This window comes from Crenobacter intestini, assembly GCF_004919095.1.
Classification (GTDB): domain Bacteria; phylum Pseudomonadota; class Gammaproteobacteria; order Burkholderiales; family Chromobacteriaceae; genus Craterilacuibacter; species Craterilacuibacter intestini.
In genome coordinates, this window is sequence record NZ_STGJ01000001.1 from 141,848 (window position 1) to 164,956 (window position 23,109).

General features: G+C 67.9%; 23 protein-coding genes. 4 read left to right on the forward strand and 19 right to left on the reverse strand.

Annotated elements, in window-relative coordinates; all coding sequences use genetic code 11:
- Positions 1-23 precede the first annotated feature (23 nt).
- The 6 genes from E5K04_RS00670 to E5K04_RS00690 form a co-directional block, all read right to left on the reverse strand.
- Positions 24-905: a metal ABC transporter permease gene (locus E5K04_RS00670; protein WP_205700253.1), complete on the reverse strand. Its 882-nt coding sequence runs from the start codon at positions 903-905 to the stop codon at positions 24-26.
- Positions 902-1,645: a metal ABC transporter ATP-binding protein gene (locus E5K04_RS00675; RefSeq protein ID WP_136550972.1), complete on the reverse strand. Its 744-nt coding sequence runs from the start codon at positions 1,643-1,645 to the stop codon at positions 902-904. Before E5K04_RS00675 ends, E5K04_RS00670 begins: the two co-directional genes overlap by 4 nt.
- Positions 1,642-1,770 (reverse strand): hypothetical protein, encoded by a 129-nt coding sequence (locus tag E5K04_RS16985; RefSeq protein WP_268907619.1) that lies wholly within the window; start codon positions 1,768-1,770, stop codon positions 1,642-1,644. Before E5K04_RS16985 ends, E5K04_RS00675 begins: the two co-directional genes overlap by 4 nt.
- Complete coding sequence (locus tag E5K04_RS00680; protein ID WP_136550973.1) at positions 1,767-2,699, reverse strand: CobW family GTP-binding protein; 933 nt, start codon at positions 2,697-2,699, stop codon at positions 1,767-1,769. Before E5K04_RS00680 ends, E5K04_RS16985 begins: the two co-directional genes overlap by 4 nt.
- Positions 2,696-3,127, reverse strand: a complete 432-nt coding sequence (locus tag E5K04_RS00685; RefSeq protein ID WP_136550974.1) for a Fur family transcriptional regulator — start codon at positions 3,125-3,127, stop codon at positions 2,696-2,698. The genes E5K04_RS00680 and E5K04_RS00685 overlap by 4 nt, the downstream gene beginning before the upstream one ends.
- 73 nt (positions 3,128-3,200) lie before the next feature.
- Positions 3,201-5,387 carry a patatin-like phospholipase family protein gene (locus tag E5K04_RS00690; RefSeq protein ID WP_168929114.1) on the reverse strand — a complete coding sequence of 729 codons (2,187 nt, stop codon included), beginning with the start codon at positions 5,385-5,387 and terminating at the stop codon, positions 3,201-3,203.
- A 96-nt stretch (positions 5,388-5,483) separates the two neighbouring features.
- Between E5K04_RS00690 and E5K04_RS16610 the strand changes: the two genes are divergently transcribed.
- Positions 5,484-6,998, forward strand: coding sequence for a PilZ domain-containing protein (locus E5K04_RS16610; RefSeq protein WP_168929115.1), 1,515 nt, complete (start codon positions 5,484-5,486; stop codon positions 6,996-6,998).
- Between the two features lie 4 nt (positions 6,999-7,002).
- Here E5K04_RS16610 and E5K04_RS00700 read toward each other — a convergent pair whose 3' ends face one another.
- From E5K04_RS00700 to E5K04_RS00740, 9 genes are all read right to left on the reverse strand, one after another.
- Positions 7,003-7,365, reverse strand: coding sequence for a hypothetical protein (locus E5K04_RS00700; RefSeq protein WP_136550977.1), 363 nt, complete (start codon positions 7,363-7,365; stop codon positions 7,003-7,005).
- 72 nt (positions 7,366-7,437) lie between these two features.
- Entirely contained in the window at positions 7,438-8,433 is a 996-nt protein-coding gene (locus E5K04_RS00705) for an FUSC family protein (protein WP_205700255.1), read from the reverse strand.
- 58 nt (positions 8,434-8,491) lie between these two features.
- On the reverse strand, positions 8,492-8,977 hold the full coding sequence (locus tag E5K04_RS00710; RefSeq protein ID WP_136550978.1) for a phosphatidylglycerophosphatase A family protein: 486 nt from the start codon (positions 8,975-8,977) through the stop codon (positions 8,492-8,494).
- Complete coding sequence (gene thiL / locus E5K04_RS00715; protein ID WP_136550979.1) at positions 8,974-9,927, reverse strand: thiamine-phosphate kinase; 954 nt, start codon at positions 9,925-9,927, stop codon at positions 8,974-8,976. The genes E5K04_RS00710 and thiL overlap by 4 nt, the downstream gene beginning before the upstream one ends.
- A 52-nt stretch (positions 9,928-9,979) precedes the next feature.
- Positions 9,980-10,435, reverse strand: a complete 456-nt coding sequence (gene nusB / locus E5K04_RS00720) for a transcription antitermination factor NusB (protein WP_136550980.1) — start codon at positions 10,433-10,435, stop codon at positions 9,980-9,982.
- A 37-nt stretch (positions 10,436-10,472) separates the two neighbouring features.
- Positions 10,473-10,940 (reverse strand): 6,7-dimethyl-8-ribityllumazine synthase, encoded by a 468-nt coding sequence (gene ribH, locus E5K04_RS00725; RefSeq protein WP_136550981.1) that lies wholly within the window; start codon positions 10,938-10,940, stop codon positions 10,473-10,475.
- 112 nt (positions 10,941-11,052) lie between these two features.
- Complete coding sequence (gene ribBA / locus E5K04_RS00730) at positions 11,053-12,165, reverse strand: bifunctional 3,4-dihydroxy-2-butanone-4-phosphate synthase/GTP cyclohydrolase II (RefSeq protein WP_136550982.1); 1,113 nt, start codon at positions 12,163-12,165, stop codon at positions 11,053-11,055.
- Between the two features lie 50 nt (positions 12,166-12,215).
- Positions 12,216-12,887: a Dph6-related ATP pyrophosphatase gene (locus E5K04_RS00735; RefSeq protein WP_136550983.1), complete on the reverse strand. Its 672-nt coding sequence runs from the start codon at positions 12,885-12,887 to the stop codon at positions 12,216-12,218.
- Positions 12,884-13,498 carry a riboflavin synthase subunit alpha gene (locus tag E5K04_RS00740; RefSeq protein ID WP_136550984.1) on the reverse strand — a complete coding sequence of 205 codons (615 nt, stop codon included), beginning with the start codon at positions 13,496-13,498 and terminating at the stop codon, positions 12,884-12,886. Before E5K04_RS00740 ends, E5K04_RS00735 begins: the two co-directional genes overlap by 4 nt.
- A 127-nt stretch (positions 13,499-13,625) precedes the next feature.
- On the opposite strand from E5K04_RS00740, the gene E5K04_RS00745 reads away from it, so the two are divergent.
- Genes E5K04_RS00745 through E5K04_RS00755 form a run of 3 tightly spaced genes read left to right on the forward strand, consistent with a single transcriptional unit; the run spans position 13,626 to position 16,799 of the window.
- A complete protein-coding gene (locus E5K04_RS00745; protein ID WP_136550985.1) occupies positions 13,626-15,236 on the forward strand; it encodes a peptide chain release factor 3 in 1,611 nt (536 codons plus the stop codon).
- Positions 15,237-15,252: 16 nt separating this feature from the next.
- Positions 15,253-16,149 (forward strand): mechanosensitive ion channel family protein, encoded by an 897-nt coding sequence (locus E5K04_RS00750; protein ID WP_136550986.1) that lies wholly within the window; start codon positions 15,253-15,255, stop codon positions 16,147-16,149.
- A 5-nt stretch (positions 16,150-16,154) separates the two neighbouring features.
- Positions 16,155-16,799, forward strand: coding sequence for a TetR/AcrR family transcriptional regulator (locus E5K04_RS00755; protein WP_136550987.1), 645 nt, complete (start codon positions 16,155-16,157; stop codon positions 16,797-16,799).
- An 81-nt stretch (positions 16,800-16,880) separates the two neighbouring features.
- Here the strand turns inward: E5K04_RS00755 and E5K04_RS00760 are convergent, their stop codons facing one another.
- From E5K04_RS00760 to E5K04_RS00775, 4 genes are read right to left on the reverse strand one after another with little or no spacing between them, the layout of a single operon-like run.
- Complete coding sequence (locus tag E5K04_RS00760) at positions 16,881-18,860, reverse strand: diguanylate cyclase domain-containing protein (protein WP_136550988.1); 1,980 nt, start codon at positions 18,858-18,860, stop codon at positions 16,881-16,883.
- 52 nt (positions 18,861-18,912) lie between these two features.
- Positions 18,913-20,040, reverse strand: coding sequence for an ABC transporter permease (locus E5K04_RS00765; RefSeq protein WP_136550989.1), 1,128 nt, complete (start codon positions 20,038-20,040; stop codon positions 18,913-18,915).
- Entirely contained in the window at positions 20,037-21,191 is a 1,155-nt protein-coding gene (locus tag E5K04_RS00770; protein ID WP_136550990.1) for an ABC transporter permease, read from the reverse strand. The genes E5K04_RS00765 and E5K04_RS00770 overlap by 4 nt, the downstream gene beginning before the upstream one ends.
- A complete protein-coding gene (locus E5K04_RS00775) occupies positions 21,188-23,107 on the reverse strand; it encodes an ATP-binding cassette domain-containing protein (RefSeq protein ID WP_205700257.1) in 1,920 nt (639 codons plus the stop codon). Before E5K04_RS00775 ends, E5K04_RS00770 begins: the two co-directional genes overlap by 4 nt.
- Positions 23,108-23,109 lie beyond the last annotated feature (2 nt).

Here is a 23,109-nt window from a genome sequence, read left to right on the forward strand (position 1 = left end):
CCAATGAATGGGGGTCGCCGCAGCTACTCGGCGAGATGGCGCCCGCGTAGGTAGCGCGGCAAGGCGCCACCTTGCTTGCCGACCAGCAGCGACAACAAATAGATCACGCCGGCGAGCAGGATGATCGCGGGGCCGGACGGCAACTCGACGTGATAGGACAGCAACAGGCCGCCCACGCCGCTGACTGTCGCGATCAGAACCGATGCGACCAGCATGCCGCCCACGCTGCGCGCCCATAGCCGGGCGCTGATCGCGGGCAGCATCATCAGGCCGACCGCCATCAGGGTGCCCAGCGCCTGGAAGCCAGCGACCAGGTTAAGCACCACCAGCAGCAGGAAGAGCTGGTGCCACCACGGCCCGTGCCCGCGCATCGAGAAGAGGAACACCGGGTCCAGGCACTCGATCAGGAGCGCGCGCCAGATCACGGCCAGCGTGAGCAGCGTCACCGTCGCGACGGAGGCGACCAGGAGCAGCGCCGCGTCGTCGACGGCGAGCACCGAGCCGAACAGGATGTGCATCAAGTCGACGTTGCTGCCGCTGACCGACACGAGCAGCACGCCCGCCGCCAGCGACATCAGGTAGAAGGCGGCGAAGCTCGCGTCCTCGCGCACCGAGGTGTAGCGGGTGGCGATGCCGGCGAGCGCGGCGACCAGCACGCCGGCGACAAAGCCGCCGATGCTCATCGCGGGCAGGGAAAGGCCGGCCAGCATGAAGCCGATGGCGGCGCCCGGCAGCACCGCGTGGCTCATCGCGTCGCCCATCAGGCTCATGCGGCGCATCACCAGCAACAGGCCGATCGGTGCAGAGCCCAGCGCCAGCGCGACTGACGCGACCAGCGCACGGCGCATGAAGGCGAATTCGGCAAACGGCGCGATCAGCGTCTCGTACAGCATGTGCAGGATCATGCCCCCTCCCTGGCGGTTTCGCAGACCGGCGCGTGCGCGTGCCAGACGGCGACCTTGTCGAGCGCGCGGCGCAGGTTGTCGTCGGTGAGCACCGACGCGGTCGCGCCCCACGCAACCACTTCGCGCGCCAACAGCAGGGTCTGCGCGAAATAGGCGCGCACCTGTTCGTAGTCGTGCAGCACGGCGACCACCGTGCGGCCCTCTTCTTTCCAGCGCCGTACCAGTTCGAGCAGGTCGAAGGTGGTCTTGGCGTCGACCGCGTTGAAGGGCTCGTCGAGCAGGATCAGCCGGGCGTCCTGCACCAGGATGCGGGCGAACAGCACGCGCTGGAACTGGCCGTTGGAGAGCGCATCGATGGTCCGCGAGGCGAAACCGGACAGGCCGACGGTCGCCAGCGCCTCGCTGACCCTGGCAAGCGAGGCCGTGTCGACACCGCCGAAGGCGCCGGTGCGCCGCCACAGGCCGGTGGCGACCAGGTCGGTCACCGTCACCGGCAAGGAGCGGTCGATTTCCGACTGCTGCGGCAGGTACGCGATATCGGCGAGTGAGCCGCCGTCAAAGCGGACATGCCCCTCGTCCGGCCTCAACGCACCGATCATGGTCTTGAGCAGCGTGCTCTTGCCAGCGCCGTTGGGGCCGAAGATGGCGGTCGCCTCGCCCTCGGCGAAGGTGCCGCTGGCGTGGTGGACCGCCGGGTGGCGGCGGTAGGAGACGGTCAGGTTGTCGAGGATGATCTTCACGCGACCTCTCCCAGTGCCCAGAATACGAGCAGCCACAACAGGGCCAGCAGCACGGCGGCGCCCAGCAAACGCTCGAGCGCAGAGCGCATCAACAAGGTGCGCAGCGGACGGTGGTTCGCGCTCATGGCTGAGCCTCCGGCTCCAGGCACCCGGCGAGCGCGGCCTCGAGGGTCGCCTCATCGATGGCCGGTGCGATCAACTCGAAACGGCTGTCGCGCCGCCACGCGAACTGGCTTGCCCCCCATTGCCCGGCGCTCCAGTTAAGCCACACCCAGCTACCCAGCACGCGGAACACGCCCTTGGCGCGGACCAGTCCGGGCACCCGGCCCGGCAATTCGTCGAAAAACGCGGTCAAACGCTCGCCGTTGAAGTCGCGGTCCGCGGCGAACGACCAGCCGGCGCTTACCCAGCCCCCCGTCTCGCCGCTGGGCACGGCCGGCCGGTAACGCGGGCGCGGTGCAGCGGGCATGGCAAGCCAGACAGGGTCGGCCGCGCCGTTGGATACCTCTGCGACAAGCGCCTTGGCCGGAAACAGCGCGGCCGCCTGTTGGGCGAAACGCTCAAGCGTCGTCGCGTCGGCCAGGTCGCACTTGGTCGCGATAAGGACGTCGGCGACGGCGATCTGGTCGCGGTACAGCGGGTTGCGGGCGTAGCCGGGGTCGACGAACTGGCGCGGGTCGACCAGCGTCAGCGTCGCGGCGACCTCGACGCCGTCAGCGAGCGGCTTCTCTCGCAGTTCGTCGATCACGCCGGCCGCGTGCGCGAGCCCGCTCGCCTCGATCAGCAGTCGCTGCGGGCGGTGGCGGCGGATCAGGTTGGCGACCGTCACCGTCAATTGCGGGCCGGCCGCGCAGCACAGGCAGCCGCCGGCGATCTCGGCGACGGGCAATTCGCCGTCGTCAAGGACAGCACCGTCGATGCCGATTTCGCCGAATTCGTTGACGATGACCGCCCAGCGCTCGCCGGCCGGACGGTTCGCGAGCAGGTGGCGCAGGGCCGTGGTCTTGCCCACGCCCAGGAAGCCGGTGATCAGGTTGATCGGGGTCTTGTTCATGCGCACTCCTTGCAGCAACCGGTGAGCACCAGCGTCTGTTCGCGCGGCACGAAACCGGCGGCGCTGGCCGAGGCCGACAGCGCGGCGAAGGCGTCGTCGCCGGAGAGTTCGGTGACCTTGCCGCAACGCTCGCAGGCGAGGATCAACGCGCGGTGGCTGCACTCGAAATGGTGGCAGACGATATAGCCGTTGAGCGCGTCCACCCGGTGCAGCATGCCCTGCTGCGCCAGATAGTCGAGCGCGCGGTAGACGGTGGGGGGCGCGACGACACCGCGCTCGGCCTGCAAGTCGGCGAGCACCTGGTAGGCCTTGACCACCCCGGGGTAGCCCAGCACCAGCTCGAGCACACGGCGGCGCAACGCGGTCAGCCTGGTGCCGCTCGCCGCGCAGGTGGCGTCGGCGGCGGCCAGATAGTCGCTTGTGTTCATCGGCGCGTTCCGGTCGGATCGAAACACGCGATTGTTATACTATAACATTGCCTCGTCAAGCCGCCGGAGAGGCTCAGTAGTCTGCCCCGAGGTAGAAATAGGCCGTCCAGCGCCCGCCCCTGCCGTTACCGACCCCGAGGAACAGCGGACCGAACAGGGTGTCCGCACCGACGAAGGCCGAGGCGGCCGGCAGCCACTCGCTGTCCTTGCCGTCCCACAGGCCGTTCCAGATACGGCCGACCTCGGCCGACGCGCCGACGTAGATGCCGGTACCCAGCGCGGAGGGCAGCGAGGCGACCCGCCAGTAGCCCATCAGCCGCGCCAGCGCCGCGCGCTGGCCGAGCAGTTCGTCGTTCTGGTAGCCCGACAGGTTGAGGAAGCCGCCGAGCGAGGCGATGTTGGCGCCTTCCTGCGTGCTGCCGCGGGCCTTGCCGGTCAGCCGCCAGGTCAGGTCTGCGCCCGTGGTGTGCACGTAATCGAAGCCGGTGTCGTAGCTGACCAGCTGTTCGTAGTCTTTCGCGCTCCAGTCAGGCAGCGCGCGCTGCACGTCGACCCTTACCGCGTAGCCATTGCGCGGCCAGCGCGGATTGTCGACCTGGTCGATCGTCAGCCGGGTCTCCACACCGCCCAGCCGGTAGCTCGCGCTAGGAAACTCGCCCGGGTCGCCGACTCTGAGCCCGGTATCGACCTGCCCCCTGAAGAGACCCAGCCGCCATTCGCCGTAACGCCCCAGCGCGACGCCAGAGGCCAGCGACACCCGCGAGTCGCGCAGGCTCAGGTCGGCGCGGCGGTCGTGCTCTGGCGTATACAGCGAGAAGGCATCCTTGCTCACGCGCAAACCGCCGGCAAGGAAGAACGGGGAAGTCGGGCTCAGCGGCTGGTAGAGCTCGCTGCCGAAATACAGGCTCTCGCCTATCCTCGCCTCGTTGAACCAGGTCGCCCCCGCCTCGTTCACCCAGGTGCGCCGGTGGCTCGCCAGTACCGCGAAGGTCGCGTCGCCGTTGCTGGCCCCTTCCATGCTGACGCCAAAACGCAACAGGTCGGGTCCGGTCGCACGCGGCTTCGGCGTGACGACGGCGCGCTCGCCATTGTCGCCCTCGACGCGGTAGGCGAGCCGGTCGTAGTCGCCCTCGGCGAACACGTCCTGCAAATTGGCGAGAAAGGCCGATTGCGACTGGCCACCCGCGGGCACGGCCAGCTTGTCCTCGAGCAGGCGCCGGCTGCGGCCGGCAGGCGCGTCGACCTTGACCGATTCAATCCGCCCCGGCGTCGTTTGCGGGAGCGAAGCCCTCCAGAGCTGGTAGGCCGCGGGGTCTGCCGCGTAGCGTGCCAGTTGTGCCGCCTGCGCGCGCACTGCGGCCCGACCGGCCTCGACGATGCGCGGGCTGTCTGCAAACGCGGTGACCGGCGTGTCGCCCAGCGCGGGCGTGATCAGGATGTCGTCCGGGCCCAGCAGCTTCTTCTGCTCGGCGACGTTGCGGCTGACGCCGAAATTCAGGCTCTGGGTGAGCACGTCGAACCACGAGCGGATGTCTTCGGTCTTCTTCAGCGGCTCGCCGACGTCGACGGCGATCACCACGTCCGCGCAGCGCCCCTTGATGTCGGACACCGGCAGGTTGCGCGCGAGCAGGCCGTCCACCAGCAAGCGCCCGTCGACTTCGACCGCGTCGAACACGCCCGGCACCGCCATGCTGGCACGCAAGGCAGTCGCGAGGTCTCCCTTGTCGAAAACGACGGCGTCGCCGTTGGCAAGGTCGGTCGCCACCGCCCTGAACGGGATGGGCAACCGGTCGAAGTCGCCGGCCGGAATGCCCTGGGTCAGGTAGCGGATATAGAGGTCGACAGGCTGCGAGTTGATCGCGCCGCGCGGCAGCTTGAGCTTGCCGTCCTCGATGCCTACGCTCAGGTCTAGGTAGTTGCGGACATCCTCGCGCTTGCGCGAAAAGGGTACGTCCTCGCGCCTGGGTTTGCCGGACGTCAGCTGGTCCCAGTCGGTGTGCGCGAAGGTTTCCTCCAGCCTGTCCAGCGGCTGGCCGCTCGCGTAGATGCCGCCGATCAGGGCGCCTGCGCTGGTGCCGGCGATGCAGCTGATCGGGATGCCCAGGCGGTCGAGTTCCTGCAGTACGCCTAGGTGGGCAAAGCCCCGCGCGCCGCCGCCGCCCAGCACGACGCCGATCCGCGGCGCCGGGGCCGCATCCGCGGCCAGCGCCGAACTGGCGAACCGCCCGAGCAGGATTGCAACAATCAGTAAGCGTTTCATGGCGATTAACGGCGGCGCATCCCTTCGCGGCAAGGCGGCAAACGGGTAGAATCGCCTATTCTTAAAAAAAACTGTAGACAGCGAGTATCTTACGATATGTTTGACCTCAAGGCTTTTTTCGGCACGCTCGCCGGTCGTGGTTCGACGTCCCACGCCACGGCCACCAGCGTCACCCAGCTTGCCAAGAACCTGCCCGAGGCCGAGTTCTACAGTACCTTCATCGAAATCATCAAGGCGGTCGCCAAGCTCAACGCCGACGTCGAGGTGCCGCTGCCCGAGCGCATGCAGGCACTCGCTTACGTCGACGACAAGGCGTACAGCTTCCACGAGAAGATCTGCCGCGACCTGTTGGCCAACACCGGCCGCCCGCAGCTGCACCTGCCGAGCATCCTGTCCTACCTGTCCGAGCTCTCCAACGGCTACCAGATCTGCCTGCGCCAGGCGCAGCGCGGCAAGGTGCCGACCGACGGCGCGCTCAAGCAGTGCGCGTTGCGCGCGCTGCAGCACCAGCTCAGCCTGATCAAGTGGAGCGCCCTGCGCTACCTGTCCGCCGACGGGTCGACCTGGCAGCAGGCTTACCACATCTACGCATTTGCCGAATCGCAGGGTTTTGCCCGCGAAGCCATCCGCGCGTACGAGACGCAAAGCCCCGCCAGTTGCGAGGCGACGCTGATCCGTGCGGCGATGCTGCATCTGGCGCAGACCGACAACCTGCTGCCGCAAGAGATCGAGGGGGTCGACCGCCTGCTGCAGCGCCTGATTGAGGAAGTCCACCTGACGCGGGACCCGGTCGCGACCGACTTCCAGTACGTGATCAACCTCGACAAGCCGCAGCCGCCGCAACTGATGCGCCGCGGCACCACCGGCAATGGTTGCCGCTACTGGTCTGGCGAGTCTGTCCTTAACCGGTTGGCCGACCTGATGCTGGCCTTCGAGCAGAAGATCCCAGACAGCCTGCTCACTGCGGTCCCCAGGCTTGCCGAGCCTGACTGGCAGTTGCTGCTGGAGAAACTGTCTACCCGCTGGAGCCAGGACGGCGGCAAGTCGATGCGCCGCCACGAGCGCACGACGACCTATACCGACGCCCGCGTCGAGGTTGGCCTCGAACGCATCGCCCTCGCACTCAAGCTCTACCAGGGCGCCGGCAGCGCGCAGGAAGACAACTGGAAGATCAGCGACGTGAGCCCGACCGGCGTCGGCCTGGTATTTCTCGGCCGCGACATCGACCAGTTGAAGCTCGGCCGCCTGATCTGGCTGTCCAGCGCCTCGCTGGACAGCACGCTGGGCATGATCCGCCGCATTCAGCGGCTGGCCGAAGGCGGCACCCGCGTCGGGGTCGAGATCATCGCGGAGAACCCGCTGGTGGTCGGCCTGTCCGAAGGCGAGCCCGGGGAGAACTCGGCGCCGCTGCCTGCGCTCTATGTCACCCAGGCCAACGCGCGCAATTCGGCGAGGATGCTGCTGATCCCCGAGCGGCTGGCCAGGCAGGACCTGCCGCTGATTTTCAGCGCCAACGGCAAGGCATACCAGATCCGCGTCAAGCAGCGCACCGCGGCCTTCGAGGAGGCCGCGCAGGTCGACTTCGAGACCCTGGACAGGGTCGGCGCCTGAGGCCTCAGCGCCTGCCCCCGCCCGACTTGGCGTCAACCGGGGGTAGGTGCTGGTAAAAGGCGGGGTCGGTATCGAACAGGGTGCCGATCCGGCCGGTTTGCGACGCACAGGCGATCAGCAAGGCCCGGTTGATTGCCTCCTTCTTGCTGACCCCCCACCACTCGATCATCTTGTCGAGCGACTTCTGCGCCTCGCGCGAGAGCTCGACCGTCACCGACAGCTCCTGCAGGCGGCGGCGGCGCAATTCGCGGCTGCGGCGCTTGCGCTCGGCCACGGTCATCGCGCGCTCGCCCAGCGGCTTGCGGCCCGGCTTCTTGCGCAGGCCGCCGATCAGGTCGCCGGTGTAATGGTCGCAGGGGTCTCTCATGCGCTATAGGTGACGGGTCACGACAAAGGGGCGGAATCATAGCACGCACCGGGCCTTTCGGCGAGTTGCCGCTTAGCGCCAGCGCGGGATGAAACGCCGCAACGCGTGCATGATCACCAGCGAGGCGCCGACCCAGGCACAGCCCAGCAAGGTCGCCCACAAGCGCCAGCCAACCAGTCCGAGATCGCCGCCCGGCAGGCGGGCGACGTCGATCAGCAGCAACACGAGCGCGGTCACCACCGCGCTGAAGGCCAGGTAGTCGGCACGCAAGGCGTAGGGATACGCAGCCGATAGCAAGGCAATCGACGCCAGCAGCGGCCAGTTCCCCGGCAGGAACACGAGTAGCAGCCAGGCAAGCGCCACGCCGGCGACGGTGCCGATGATGCGCTCGCGGATGCGCCGCCACGCCAGCGCGTCGTCAACATGCATGACAAAGAGGATGGTCAGCGCAACCCAGCCGGGCTCGACGAAGTCAAGCGCCTGGGCGCTGAGCGTGCCCAGCAGGATGGTCAGCGGCAGCGTCAGCCCGTACAAGGGGCCGTTGGTGTCGCCGCCCAGCACCGCGCCGATCTCGCGCCAGGGGGATGCGGTCGCCTGCTCGAAGCCGGCGGCCAGCGCGAGCGCGAGCGCAAGAACCGCCCCTGCAAAGTAAGCGACGCCCAGCGCCATCGTCGCCGGAAACCCCAGCTCGGCCAGCACCAGCGCAGACGCCGCATACTTGCCCAGCAGGCTCAGGTAGGCGTGCTCGGGCTTGGGTTGGCCGGCGAGGAAGCTCACCAGCAGCAGCGCGGACAGCGCCGCCCAGCGATGGCCGGCAAACCAGAGCCCCAGCGCCGCGCAGCCGATCACCAGCAGGGCACCCGCCAGCACCGCGACCGTGCGCGAAACGGCGCGCGCGCGGGGGTCTATGGTCAACGCAAACAGGCCACCCAGTGCGACGAAGGCGCCCAGCAGCGGCTCGCCGCAGGCGATGCCGCCGAGCGCAGGCATGCCGAGTGCGAGCGCGAACAACACGCCACGACGCATATCGGCGCGGGTCGGCGAAGGTAAAGGGCGCGTGGCGTCCATCGGTCAGGATCTCCCGGCAACCCTGCCGTTGTAGACGCGCACAAGGTATCGCGCTCACCTAGGCGAGCACGCGCCACACGGCGGCCTGCACGGCCAGCGCGAACACGGCGGCAAACAGGTCGTCGAGCATCACGCCCAGCCCGCCACCGACACGCGCGTCGACCACGCGGATCGGCCAGGGCTTGACGATGTCGAACAGGCGGAACAGGGCGAAGGCCAGCAGCCAGCCCGCCGCGGTGGGCGGCGCGTAGATCAGCACCAGCAGCATGGCGACGATCTCGTCCCACACGATGGCGCCGGGGTCGTGCGCGCCGAGCGAGCGCCCTGCCCGCGCACAGATCGGCACCCCCGCGACAAACAGGAAGGCGGTGAGCAGCAGCATCAGTCCCTCGGGCAGCCCCAGCCACAGCCACAAGACGAAAAGCGGAAAAGCGGCGAGCGTGCCGAAGGTGCCGGGCGCCCGCGGCGCGAGGCCACTGCCGAAGCCCAGGGCCAGGAAGTGGGCCGGATGGGCCAGCAGGAAACGCAAGTCGGGTTTGGTCATCGGAAGTGGTCGTAGCTCGTGTGCGTGAGAAGGACGGGCGCACCATCAGGCGCGTCCAAGAGGCGAACACCCTCGCCCGCCGCCACCCTGCCGACACGGGTGAGCCGCAGACCAAGCTCGGCCGGCAAGGCCTCGATGGCCGCACGGTGCGCACGCGGCGCGGTGAAGCACAGCTCGTAATCGTCGCCGCCAGCGGCGAACAGCGCCGGTGCCGAGGATCGCAGTGCCAACAACGCTTCGGCACAAGGCAGCGCGGATAGCCACAGCTCGGCGGCGACGCCCGAGCGTTCGCATAGGTGCGCAAGATCGCCAGTGAGCCCGTCGGAGACATCCAGCGCGGCACTGGCCAGCCCCCGCAGGCGCTCACCCAGCTGCAGGCGCGGCTCGGGCCAGTCCAGCCGCCGCGCCGCATTACGGAGGGTGTCTAAGCCTACGTCCGGCGCGCGGCCGTAGCGCGCCGCGACCGCCAGCGCCGCCCCACCCAGCTCGCCACTGACCCAGATGTCGTCGCCGGCCACTGCGCCGTCGCGGCGGATCGCCTGCCCGGCCGGCACTTCGCCGATCAGCGTGACCGACAGCGTTAAGGGGCCGCGGGTGGTGTCGCCACCGACCAGGTCGACGTCATGGCGATCGGCCAGCGAGAAAAATCCACGTGAAAAAGCGGCGAGCCACGCCTCGTCGGCCGCCGGCAGGGCGACGGCCAGTGTCGCCCAGCGCGCGCGCGCACCCATCGCGGCAACGTCGGACAGGTTGACCGCCAGCGTCTTGTGGCCGAGCGACGCGGGGTCGGTACCGGCAAAGAAGTGCCTTCCTTCGACCAGCATGTCGGTGGTCACCACCAGTTCCATGCCGGGCGCGGGTGCGAGGATGGCCGCGTCGTCGCCCACCCCGAGCACGGCGCCCGGCGCGGGACGGTCGAAATAGCGGCGTATCAATTGGAATTCGTTCATCTGGGCAAAAAAACACCCGCCGTGGCGGGTGTGCGTGTAGCGGGTGGCAGACTCAGCCCTGCGCGCCCTGGCGGCGCGACTTCTGGCGGGCGACCTCTTCGGCGCGCACGTCGGCAGCGAGCTTGTCGAGCACGCCGTTGACGAACTTGTGGCCGTCGGTGCCACCGAAGGTCTTGGTGATCTCGATCGCCTCGTTGATGATCACCGGGTACGGCGTCTCCGGCAGCTGGGTCAGTTCCATCGCGGCCATCAGCAGCACCGAACGCTCGACCGGGCTGACCTCTTCGGCCTTGCGCTCGTGGTAGCGGTCCACCAGCGGGCCGAGTTCGGCCGCGTCCTTGATCACGGTGTACAGGAGGTTGCGGAACAGCGCCTCGTCAGCCTTGACGAAGTAGTCGTTCTCGCGCAGGTGCTTCTCGATCAGCGAAGCCGGGGTTTCCGGGTTCAGCAGCCACTCGTAGATGCCTTGTACGGCAAACTCGCGGGCACGGCGGCGTGCGGTTTTCATGGTGTTGTCCTTATTAAAGATCGGGCGCGGCAGGTGTTCAGCCGCGCAGGGCTTTTTGCAGGTTGGCCATCTCGACCGCCACGCGGGCCGCGTCGCGGCCCTTCTCTTCCATCCTCACCTCGGCCTGCTCGTCGGTCTCGGTGGTCAGGATCGCGTTGGCGATCGGCAAGGCGGCGTCCAGCGTCACGCGGGTGACGGCGGCGCCGGACTCGTTGGAAACCAGCTCGAAATGGTAGGTCTCGCCGCGGATCACCGCACCCAGCGCGACCAGCGCGTCGAAGCGGCCGCTTTCGGCCATGGTCTTGAGCACCAGCGGGATTTCCAGCGCGCCGGGCACCGAGGCGAGCGTGATGTCGGCCGGAGCGACGCCCAGCACGGACAGCTCGGACAGGCAGGCGTCGCGCAGGCCGTGGCAGACATCCTCGTTGAAGCGGCTCATCACGACGCCGACACGAAGGCCCTGGCCGTTGAGGTTGGATTCGATACGACGGACGGCGTCCAGCATGCTGCTCTCCTGCTCATGGGGGTGGGCGCGCCTTGCGCGGCAAGGCGCGGGATTTTACCGGAAAACACGTGCCCGTGCACGCGGGCGGCGGCGGGCACGGGCAAAACAAGGGTCAGATGTCGATATGCAGCGATTGCGGCTGGCAGAAGCCGGCGACCTCCAGGTCGAAACCGACCATCGACGGCAGGCTAACCGGCGAGGCCATCAGGCGCATGCGTCCGACGCCGACCGCCTTGAGCATTTGCGCACCGATGCCGAAGAACTTACTGTCCCAGGCGGCACGCGGGGTCGCCTCGCCAGGCACCGGCAACGCGCGCGCGGCCAGGTCGTCGCCGCTCTCGGTGCGGTGCAGCAGGATGACCACGCCCTTGCCCGCCTCTTCGATGGTCTCCAGCGCGAAGGGCAGCGTCCAGCTGTGCGCGCTGGCGAGCGGATCGAGCAGGTCCATCACCGACAAGGGCTCGTGCACGCGCACCAGTACCTCATCGTCGGCGCGGATGTCGCCCTTGACCAGCGCGAGATGGGTGTCCTCGCCGGTGGTGTCGCGGAACACGTGCAGCTCGAACTCGCCGAACGGGGTGACGATCTCGCGCGAGCCGGTACGGGTGACCAGGCTCTCGGTGCGGCTGCGGTAGGCGATCAAGTCGGCGATGGTGCCCACCTTCAGGCCATGCTGCTCGGCGAACGCGATCAGCTCTGGCATGCGCGCCATGGTGCCGTCGTCGTTCATGATCTCGCAGATCACCGACGCCGGCGCGAGCCCGGCGAGCCCGGCCAGGTCGCAACCCGCCTCGGTATGCCCGGCGCGCGCAAGCACCCCACCCTCGACCGCTTTGAGCGGGAAGATATGCCCCGGCTGCACCAGGTCAGACGGTTGCGCGTCGCGCGCGACGGCCGCCTGCACGGTGCGCGCGCGGTCGGCCGCCGAAATGCCGGTGGTCACCCCGCGCGCGGCCTCGATCGAGACCGTGAAGTTGGTACCCAAGGGCGTGCCGTTCTTGCTGGTCATCAGCGGCAGCTCGAGCGCCTCGCACTTGTCGGCGGTCAGCGTGAGGCAGATCAGGCCGCGGCCGTGCTTGGCCATGAAGTTGATCGCGTCGGCGCTCACATGCTCGGCCGCCATCACGAGGTCACCCTCGTTCTCGCGGTCTTCGGCGTCGGCGAGCACGACCATCTTGCCGGCACGGATATCGTCGATGATGTCCTGGATGGGGGAGATCTTCATTTTTCAGCCTTTGTAACAGGGACCATCCCTGCGTTCTATGTATGCAAACTTCAAATGCTGGCGGCAAGCCCAAAATCAAGGCTCAGGTAATTACCATCCGCGCGCACCCCGCGCACATCCAGCGCGAGCGGTGCGCCAAACAAGGGGCCGCCGGTCACCAGCGTATGGAATTCGCCTGCCTCGCCGCACGGGTCTATCCCCTCGGCGAGCATCCGCGCGATCAGCGCGTGGTCCAGCACCTGCCCCAGATAATCGTCGGCCATCAGGTCGCGGCGGATCACCACGATGCGCGCGGTAAAGCCCGCGTCGACAAACTCGCGCACCAGGGCAAGCCTGTCCTCGCCCCATAGCGGCAGCTCCGGCGCAAGGCCCGCCGCTAAGCACACCTGCTCTTCCCATTGCCGGTGCGCAACGAGGTCGATGTCGCCGAACACCGCGGCCGCAGCACCCATCTCTCGCGCGTGCCCCAGCTTCTCGACGAACACGCGTTCGTAATCGCCCCAGCTCGCGTGCCCGCTGATGCGCGGCAAGCCCAGCAGGGCGGCCTGCGCGTCCAGTACCGCAGGGGAGACGCCGTGCGAGCGGCTGCGCTCGCCCGTCTCGTCGAGCATGGTCAGCAGCGCAAGCGGACGTGCGCCCGCGCGCACCGCGCGCCACAGGGCGAGCGTCGAATCCTTGCCGCCGCTGTACGACGCGACAAACGGCGTGTCTTTCGCGATCATGCGGACGCCCTTTGCGCGAGCACGCGCTCGACGGTGTCGACGATCGCCTGCGTCTGCGGGTCGACTTCGATATTGACGATGTCGCCCACCGCGCAGCCACCCAGCTTGGTGCGCGCCAGTGTCTCGGGGATCAGGAAGACGGAAAACTCGCCGTTTTTCACGTCACCGACGGTCAGGCTGACGCCGTCGATGCCGATGTAGCCCTTGTCGAACACGTATTTGCGGACAGGTTCGGGCAAGGCGAAGCGCACGGTGCGGTTGTTCGGCGTGTCAATCACGCTGACGATGGGCGCCGTGCACAGCACGTGGCCGGACATCGCATGGCCGCCGATCTCATCGCCGAAACGCGCGGCGCGCTCGACGTTCACCCGGTCGCCAACCTTCAGTGCGCCCAGGTTGGTCGCGCGCAGCGTCTCCTGCATCAGGTCGAACGCGACGACGTCGCCTTCGATCCCTGTCACGGTCAGGCACACGCCGTTGTGCGCGACCGATGCGCCCAGTTGCAGGCCGGGCAGCAAAGCCTCGGGCAGGCGCACCTTGTGGGTGCGGAAATTTTCCTTTTCGGCGACGGCGACAAGCTCGGCCATCCCCTGGACGATCCCGGTAAACATTCTGGAAGATCCTGCGCAAAATCGGATGCCGACATTGTACCTGCAACACCATGAAATGGCTGCCCGGCGAGCCTTGGCAAAATTCGGTACAATGCGCGGTTTACGAAATCCCCACCCCGAACGCGCAATGTCCACCGAGTTGACCCGTATCGCCGCCGAGGCCGCCCGCCGGCGCACCTTCGCCATCATCTCCCACCCCGACGCGGGCAAGACCACGCTGACCGAGAAGCTGTTGCTGTTCTCCGGCGCGATCCAGATGGCCGGCACGGTCAAGGGCAAGAAGGGCGGCAAGTTCGCGACTTCCGACTGGATGGAGATCGAGAAGCAGCGCGGCATCTCGGTCGCCTCGAGCGTGATGCAGTTCGACTACCGCGAACACACGGTCAACCTGCTGGACACCCCGGGCCACCAGGACTTCTCGGAAGACACCTACCGCGTGCTGACCGCGGTCGACGCCGCGCTGATGGTGATCGACGCGGCCAAGGGCGTCGAGGAGCAGACGATCAAGCTTCTGAACGTATGCCGACTGCGCGACACGCCTATCGTCACCTTCATGAACAAGTACGACCGTGAAGTGCGCGACAGCCTGGAGCTGCTTGACGAGGTCGAGAACGTGCTGAAGATCCGCTGCGCGCCGATCACCTGGCCGATCGGCATGGGCAAGAATTTCCGCGGTGTCTACTCGCTGTTGACCGATCAGGTGATCCTGTTCGAGGCCGGCTCCGACCGGCTGATCACCGATATCGAGCTGATCGAGGGCATAGACAACCCCGAGCTCGACCAGCGTTTCCCGCTGGAAATGGAACAGCTGCGCATGGAGATCGAGCTCGTCAAGGGCGCGTCCAACGAGTGGAACCTCGAGGAATTCCTCGCCGGCGAGCTCACCCCGGTGTTCTTCGGCTCGGCGATCAACAACTTCGGCGTGCGCGAGATCCTCGACGCGCTGATCGACTGGGCGCCCGCCCCGCAGCCACGCGACGCGACGGTGCGCGTGGTCGACCCGGCCGAGGAGAAATTCTCCGGCTTCGTGTTCAAGATCCAGGCCAATATGGACCCCAAGCACCGCGACCGCATCGCTTTCATGCGCGTGTGCTCGGGTCGCTTCGAGCGCGGCATGAAGATGAAGCACCTGCGCCTGAACCGCGACATCGCGGCGTCCAGCGTGGTGACCTTTATGTCGCACGACCGCGAGATCGTCGAGGAAGCGTTTGCCGGCGACATCATCGGCATCCCCAACCACGGCAACATCCAGATCGGCGACTCGTTCTCCGAGGGCGAGGCGCTGTCGTTCACCGGCATCCCGTTCTTCGCGCCGGAGATGTTCCGCTCGGTGCGCATCCGCAACCCGCTCAAACTCAAGCAACTGGCCAAGGGCCTGCAGCAGCTGGGCGAGGAAGGCGCGGTGCAGGTGTTCAAGCCGGAGACCGGCGGCGACCTGATCCTGGGGGCAGTCGGCGTGCTGCAGTTCGAGGTGGTCGCCTCGCGTCTGGCGGCCGAGTACGGCGTCGACGCGATCTTCGAGTCAGCCAGCATCTGGTCGGCGCGCTGGTTCAGCTGCGATGACCGCAGGAAGCTCGACGACTTCGTCAAGGCGCTGGCGGGCAATATCGCGGTCGACGCCGGCGGCAACCTTGCCTACCTCGCGCCCAACCGTGTGAACCTGCAGCTCACGCAGGAGCGCTGGCCGGACATCGTGTTCCACGAGACGCGCGAACACGCGGTCAAGCTGAACGACTGAGCATTGCGGAGCGGACATGGCGGCGGGTGACTTGTACGAATTCTGGCAGACGATGCGCGGCAGCTACGCCGCGGACATCGTGCGCTCGGGCGTGCTCGTCGCCGTGCTGGTCGCGCTCAGGATCGCGATCGGCCGCGCCATCGGCGCCAACACCGACTGGACGCTGGACGACAGGCGGCGCTGGTCGATCACCGCGCGCAACGTGCTGTTCATCACCGGCGTCGCCGGCATCGCGCTGATCTGGGCGTCCGAGCTGCAGACCATCGCGGTGTCGATGCTCGCGTTTGCCGCCGCGGTGATCCTGGCGACCAAGGAGCTGATCATGTGCCTGACCGGCGGCCTGCTTCGGAGCGCGTCGAACAGCTACGGCCTCGGTGACCACATCGAGGTCGCCCACATCCGCGGGCGGGTGGTCGACATCGGCCTCTTGACCACCACGGTGATGGAAATCGGCCCCGAGCACGACAGCCACCAGATGACCGGCCGCGCCCTCGCCTTCCCGCACAGCCTGCTGCTGACGCAGCCGGTGATCCAGGAAAACTACATGGGCGAGTACGTCGTGCACACGGTCAAGCTGACCCTGCCCTTGAGCCTGCCGCCCGCGCGCGCCGAACGCCTGCTGCTCGCCGCCGCCCAGGACGCCGTCGCGCCCTTCCTTGCCGCCGCGCAAAGGCATATGTCGCGCATCGAGGCGATCCACCACCTGGACACCCCGTCGGTCGAGCCGCGGGTGTCGGTGCAGACGCTGAACGACACGAGCTATCTCTTGAGCCTGCGCATCGCGCTGCCCGCCAAGTCGCGTCAGCGGACCGAGCAGCTCATCCTCAAGCATTTCCTGCGCGAGGCCTTCCCCGAGCCTGCCGACGACGCTTCGGCAGGCAACGTCCAACCTTCACCTTCCCAACAGGCTTGATTCCCATGAGCAAGACCCGGATCAAAACCTACGACAAGATCATCATCGAGAGCCTCAAGCTGTTCAACGAGCACGGCGAACGGGCGATCACCACCAACCATATTTCGGCGCACCTGGGCATCAGCCCGGGCAATCTGTACTACCACTTCCGCAACAAGGAAGAGATCGTCTTCCAGATCTTCCGCGAGTACGAGGCCTTCATCCGTGAGCAGCTGACGCCGCCGGCGGACCGCGCGCCGACGGTCGACGACTTGTCGCGCTACCTCGACGCGATCTTCCAGGGTTTCTGGCGCTTCCGCTTCATGTTCGACGACCTGCCGGGGCTGCTCTCGCGCAACCCGCAGATGCAGGCCGAGTACCACCACTTCATCGGTACCGAACTGCAGCCGATGATGATCGCCTTCCTGAAGGGCTTCCAGCAGTCGGGCTTCCTCCGTTTCGACGACGAGGAAACCATCAGCCTGTTGGCGGTCAATATCTGGATCGTCGTCAAGTTCTGGTACGCGTTCGAGCAGTCGGCCAAGCCCAAGGTGCCGATCTCGCCGGACACCGGCCGGCGCGGCGCACGCCAGGTGCTCGCGCTGATGCGCCCCTACGTCAGCGCCGACCACCTCGAAAGCTTCAAGGCGCTCGACGCGCGCTACCGCTAGCCTCTTGTCCAGGCCGGCAGCCCTGGCCGGCACCGGCTACTTGGGCCGAGTCTGCGCGCGCACAGGCGCCGGCCGATGGGTTCAGGCAGTCAGGGGCGTCCCGTCCCAGAAGGCGATGCCCGCCTTGCCCGCGTGCTTGGCCCGGTACATCGCGGCGTCCGCCCGCTCGAGCGCGGTCGCCGCGCACATGCCGGCAGCCTGCGCGAGGAGCACGCCGATACTGGCCGACACCCTCACCGGCCCGCCGTCAAGCACGATCGGCGCTTTCAGCTCGGCGAGCAGCCTGTTTGCGATCTGCACGACCCTCCCGTGCCCCGGCTCGCCCTCCAGCAGCAAGGCAAACTCGTCCCCCGACAGGCGTGCCAGGGTATCCCCGTCGCGCAGGCAGGCAGCCATCCTTTGAGCGGCGACCTGCAGCACCCTGTCGCCCGCCGCGTGCCCCAGATGGTCGTTGACCGCCTTGAAGCCGTCCAGGTCCATATACATCAGCACGAATGTGCCACCCGCGCGCGCGTCCTGCGCCAGCCTGTGCTCGAGACGGTCGAGGAATAATGTCCGGTTGACGAGGCCGGTCAGCGCGTCGTGGAACGCCAGCTGGCGAACCGCGTGCCAGTTCGCCTCGCGTTCACTGATGTCGTCGACCTGCAGCAACAAGCCGCCTCCGTCCGCGCCGGGCAGGCGGGTGGCCGTCAATTCCGCTTCGAACGCACCGCTACGTCCGAGCAGCCGGCACTGACCGCGCCAGGACACCTGCTGGCCCGCGGGCTCCGCGCAGCGCGCGCATATCGCCATCGCCCGCGCGTCGTCATCGCAGAAAAGCCCGGCAAGTGCCGTGCCCGGCAGACAGTCGCCAAACTGCTCGCCGGCAGCCGGATTGGCCTGGACGACCCGCCCGCCTTCGACCAGCAGCAGCCCGTGCGCCAGGTGCTCGAACAGGTGCTCGAAACGCTGCTCGCTGATCACCCGTCCCGCCTCGGCGGCATTCTTGCGGCCGATCAGGGTGTTGACCGCGCGGACCACTTCGCCAAGCTCGTCGTCGGCGCGGATCGCCAGCGGTTCGACCTGACCCGGGCGTTCCAGGCGCCGCAGCGCGCCGCCCAGCGCGGCGAGGCGCGCGCCCAGCCGGCTTTGCACGACCCATACCGCGGCCAGACCGACCAGCAGGATCGCGGCGACGGCGATGAGGGCCAGCCGGTTGACCTGCGCGGAGGCAAGCTGCGACTGGTCCCGGCGCAGGCTCTGGCCGAGGAAGAGCGCGGGGCGGCCGTCCAGGTCGCTCACGCCTATCCAGCTGTCGACACGATAACTGCGCATCAGCGTCAGCGGCGCATCGGTGGTCCGGCCTGCATTCCGCCACGCGACCACCTCGTCAGGCAATTGACGCGAGGTCAGCGACAGCACGCGGGTGTTGTTGCGCAGGAAGGTCGATTGGCTCCTGAGCACGATGCGGTCGGCGCGGGAGGCCCACAGCAGGAAGCCGGCCGGCTCGCCGCTCGCGTGCAGGCCCTGCACCGGCGCGAGCGAAATATAGTAAGGGCCGGTCGGAAAGCGGACGATGCCCGAGATCACATACGGGTCGCCCGAGGCGGCAAGACGGTACAGGTGGCGGCCGAACTCGCTGTCCGGGCGCAGCGCGCCGGCCAGGCGCTGGCTGTCGAAAATCACCTGCCGCCCGGAGAGTTCTGCCGTGAAGACGGTAGAGGCGTCAGGCTTGAAGAGGGCCACCCAGTCGACGCCGAGGTCGGCCAGGCGCGCCGGGCTGACGTAGGGTAGCAGGTGCTCGAGCCCCACGCCGTTGGCGGCGTCGGCCAGTTGCTGCCAGCGCGTCCAGTCCCGTTGTGCGCGCACCATGCCCGACGCGGCCTCAAGGTAGCTGTCGCGCATGCGCAGTGCCTCGGCGCTGGCGGCGGCACGTTCGCCTGTCTCGATGGCCGGAATCAGCCATAGCCTGCCCAGCGCCCAGACCAGCGCGGCCACCAGCAGCGACAGCGCGCAGACCCAAAGCGCGGCCTGGCGGGCCAGCGTGCCCGGGCAATACAAGCGTTGACGGAATGAGAGCATGATGACGGGCGTCGCCCGCCCTTGGCGGACAAATATATCCAAAATGGGCAAATTAACCGAACTGCCTTCTGAAGCGCAACAAGCCGGCAGCGAAAGCAGCCATGCCCAGCGCCATCATGTCGAACACCGAAGGCCATAACGCGGCGACGCTTTGTCCCTTCAGTAGCAGGCCAAATGAAATATTGATGAAATAATACAACGGAGAAAAGTGTGTGAATACCGCAAGCCATTCGGGCATCGCCTCCGGCGGCGTCCACGCACCAGAGAGGAACAGCATCGGCGCGAGGATCAGGATGGTCAGCATCCCAGCCTGCGCGAGGTTGCGCGCGACGGTCGCCGCCAGCAGGCCGAAGCCCGCGCTGGTGAACACGTAAAGCGCGGTCAGCGCGAAGAACGCCGGCACGCTGCCGGCCATCGGCACGCCGAAGCACGGCCTGAGCACGCAGAACAGCGCGAGCGCCGTGCCGGCCAGGATCACCACCGTCATCGACAGCACCTTGGGCAACAGGATCTGCAGCGGGGTGAGCGGGCTGACCAGCAACTGCTCGATGGTGCCGCGCTCCTTCTCGCGCACGGCGGCGGCCGCCGGCAACAGCACCGAGAAGATGGTGATCACGTTCAGGAGCTCCGAGATGCCCATGAACCAGCTGTCTTCCTGGTTGGGGTTGAACCAGACCCGCGTGCGGTTCTCGATCACGGGCAGCGGCGTCTTGCCCGCCTGCTGCGTTTCCAGGCCGAAGCGCGCGACGATCTGCTCGGCGTAGCTGGCGGCCAGGAAGCCGAGCACCGCGTTGCTGGTATCGACCTGCAGCTGCACGTGGGTAGGCTCGCCGCGCGCGAGGTCTTCGCCGAAGCCCGCCGGCACTGTCAGCACCAGCATCGCCCGCCCGCTTGAGAGCGCCGCGTCCGCCGCGCGCTCGTCTTCCAGCGCGCCCTTCACCTGGAAGTAAGGCGGCAAGAAACGGCTGGCCAGTTCGCGCGAGGCGCTGCTGTGGTCGACGTCCTGCACAAAGGTCGACGCCAGCTTCAGTTGCAGCGACACCCCGGACGCGGCGAGGAAGATGTCGACGGTGAACGCGTACACGATGAAGGCGAGCAGCACGCGGTCGCGTCCCAGCTGGCGCAGCTCCTTGCCGAACATCACCCTCAGTTGCAAGCACCAGCGTGACAGCGCGTTCATGATGCGGGCCTCTTGCTGAAAAGCGCGTAGCCGGCGGCAAACAGCGCGCAGGCGTAGAGCGCGAGTACCAGCAGCGGCCGCCACAGCTCGGCGCCCCCTGCCCCCTTGAGGAAGCAGCCGGCCACGATGTCCGCGTAGTACATCGCCGGCATTGCGTGCGCGACGAAGGACGCAGCGTCCGACAGGGAGGCCACCGGGATGATCAGCCCCGAATAGAGCACCGCCGGGATCAGCGTGATCACCATGGTGACGATCATCGCGGCGATCTGCGTGCGCACCAGCACCGACACCACGAGGCCGATGCCGGTGGTGCACGCCACGTACACCATGCTGGCGAGCGCGAAGAACGCGAAGTCACCCTTGAACGGCACCCGGTAGAGGCCGACCGCCATCAGCCACAGCAACAGGCTGTTCACGCAGGAGATCGCCACGTAGGGCGCAAGCTTGCCCAGCAGGAACTCGCCGCGGCTGATATCGGACGCGTAGATATTGAAGATTGAGCCGTTCTCCTTCTCGCGCACCACCCCCAGCGCGGTCAGGAAGGGCGGCGAGATCATCAGGATCAGCATGATCAGCTTGGGCGCGAGCGACCAGATGCTCAGCACCGCCTCGTTGAAGAGGTAGCGCACCTCGAGCGAGACCGGTTGCAATCGCGCGCGCACGTCGGCGTAAGGCGTGCCGCTGCGCGCGGCCAGATAGTTCGCGGCCGAGTCGAGCGAACGCTCGGCGTTGATCGCGCTCACGTAGCCGCGGATGGTCAGCGCGCGGTTGGGGAAGGTGCCGTCGATCAGCGTCTGCACCCGGGCAGGCCGGCCTTGCGCGAGGTCGCGCCCGAAACCGGGCGGGATCACCAGCACCGCGCGCACCTCGCCGCCCGCGATCAAGTCGTAGGCGTCCGCCTCGTCCGCGGCGTAGCCCTTGAAGTCGAAGTAGCGCGAGCCGATGAAGCGGTAGCCGTAGTCGCGGCTTTGCACGCTCCGGTCGTGGTCGATGAGCGCGAACGGCACATTTTCCACGTCGAACGACAGCCCGTAACCGAACAGCACCATCAACAGCGCCGGCACCACGAAGGCGAGCGCGAAAAAGAGCCGGTCGCGCACGATCTCGCGCCACTCCTTCCACGCCAGCGCCCGTACCCGCTCAAGCTTCATCGCCCGGCCTCCTTCTCCAGCGCCCGCACCCGCTCGACGAACACGTCCTCCATCGTCAGCGCGCGCGCGCGCACCTGCAAGCCGCCTTGCCCGCCCGCCAGCGCCGTCAGGCGCGCGCCATCGCGGCACAGTACGTGCAGGTTGCGCCCGTGTACGGACACCCCGGTGATGCCGGCGGCGGCGAGCACCGGCGCGAAGGCCGGCGCCTTCTCGCCGCTGACCTCGTACAGCGCGCCCATGTCTTGCTCGAGCGCCGCCTTCATCGCCCCGGGCGTCGCGTCGGCGACGATGCGCCCGGCGAACATCAGCGCCAGATGGTCGCAGTGCTCGGCCTCGCTCATGTAGTGGGTGGTCACCAGCAAGGCGACCCCGTCGACGCGCGAGAGGCGGAACAGCACGTCCCAGAACGCGCGCCGGCCGACAGGGTCGACCCCGGAGGTCGGCTCGTCCAGGAACAGCACGCGCGGACGGTGCACCAGCGCGCACCCGAGCGCGAGGCGCTGGCGCTGGCCCATCGGCAGCTCGGCAGCCAGCGTGTCGGCGAGCGCATGCAGGCCGGCCATCTCGAGCACCCAGTCCAGCCTCGCGGCGCGCTCGGCGCGCGTAAGCCCGTACAACCCGGCGTACAGGCGGATGTTCTCGCTGACCGTCAGGTCGAGGTAGAGCGAGAACGCCTGCGACATATAGCCGATGCGCGACTTGACGCACCCAAGCTCGCGGGCGATGTCGACGCCGGCGATGCGCCCGCCGCCGCTACTCGGCGGCAGGATGCCGGTCAGCATCTTGATCGCAGTGGTCTTGCCGGCGCCGTTGGCGCCCAGCAGGCCGAAGATCTCGCCCTCGCGCACGGTGAAGCTCACGTCCGACACCGCGACGAAATCGCCGAAACGGCGCGCCAGCGAGATCGCCTCGATCGCCGGTGCCGCCGCGTTACCCGCGGCGGCAGGCGCTGCCGACGCCTCGCCCGCGTCCGCGCTCGTGTGGCTGCCGGCCAGGAGCGCGACGAACACGTCTTCCAGCTCCGCCTCGCCCGAGTCGTAGGCGGTGGCGCCGCCCGCGGCGTCGATCAGCCGGGTGACCGCGCCCTCGGCCGCCTCGCGCGCAAGCTCGGGCACGAACACCCGCAGGCGCGGCCCGAGCGCCTCGACCTGCGCGTAGTTCGCGGCGAGCGCCGCGCGGGCGCGCACCTGCTCGTGCGGCACGCAGCTGACCACGCTGCCCGCGCGCAGCGCGAGGATCTCCTTGGGCTGCCCCTGCGCGAGCACCCTGCCCTCGTGCATCAGCGCCATCCGCGCAAAGCGGCTCGCCTCGTCCATGTACGCGGTCGACACCAGGGCGGACAGCCCTTGCGAAGAAACCAGCTCGGCGAGGATCTGCCAGAAGTCGCGGCGCGACACCGGGTCGACGCCGGTGGTCGGCTCGTCTAGCACGATCAGCTCAGGCGCGTGGATCAGCGTGCACACCAGACCAAGCTTCTGCTTCATGCCGCCGGAGAGCTGCTTCATCGGCCGCGTACGGAAGTTGGCGAGCCGGGTCACCCCGAGCAGCTTCTCCTTGCGCTCGCGCGCAAGCTCATCGGGCACCAGGCGCAGCTTCGCGAAGAAGTCGACGTTCTCCTCGACGGAGAGGTCGCCGTACAGGTTCTGCCCCAGCCCCTGCGGCATCAGCCCGATGCGCGCCTTGACCGACTCGGCCGCCGCGTCGCGCGCCATGTCGGTGCCGAATACCTCAAGCGTGCCGCTGTCGTACTTGAGCACGCCGGCGACGGCCTTCATCAGGCTGGACTTGCCCGCGCCGTCCGGGCCGATCAGCCCGAACAGCTCGCCCGCGCGCACGGCGAGGCTGATGCCGGACACCGCCTGGCGCTTGCCGTATCGCTTGCCGAAGCCTTCGCTGCGGATCACCCAGTCTGGCATGG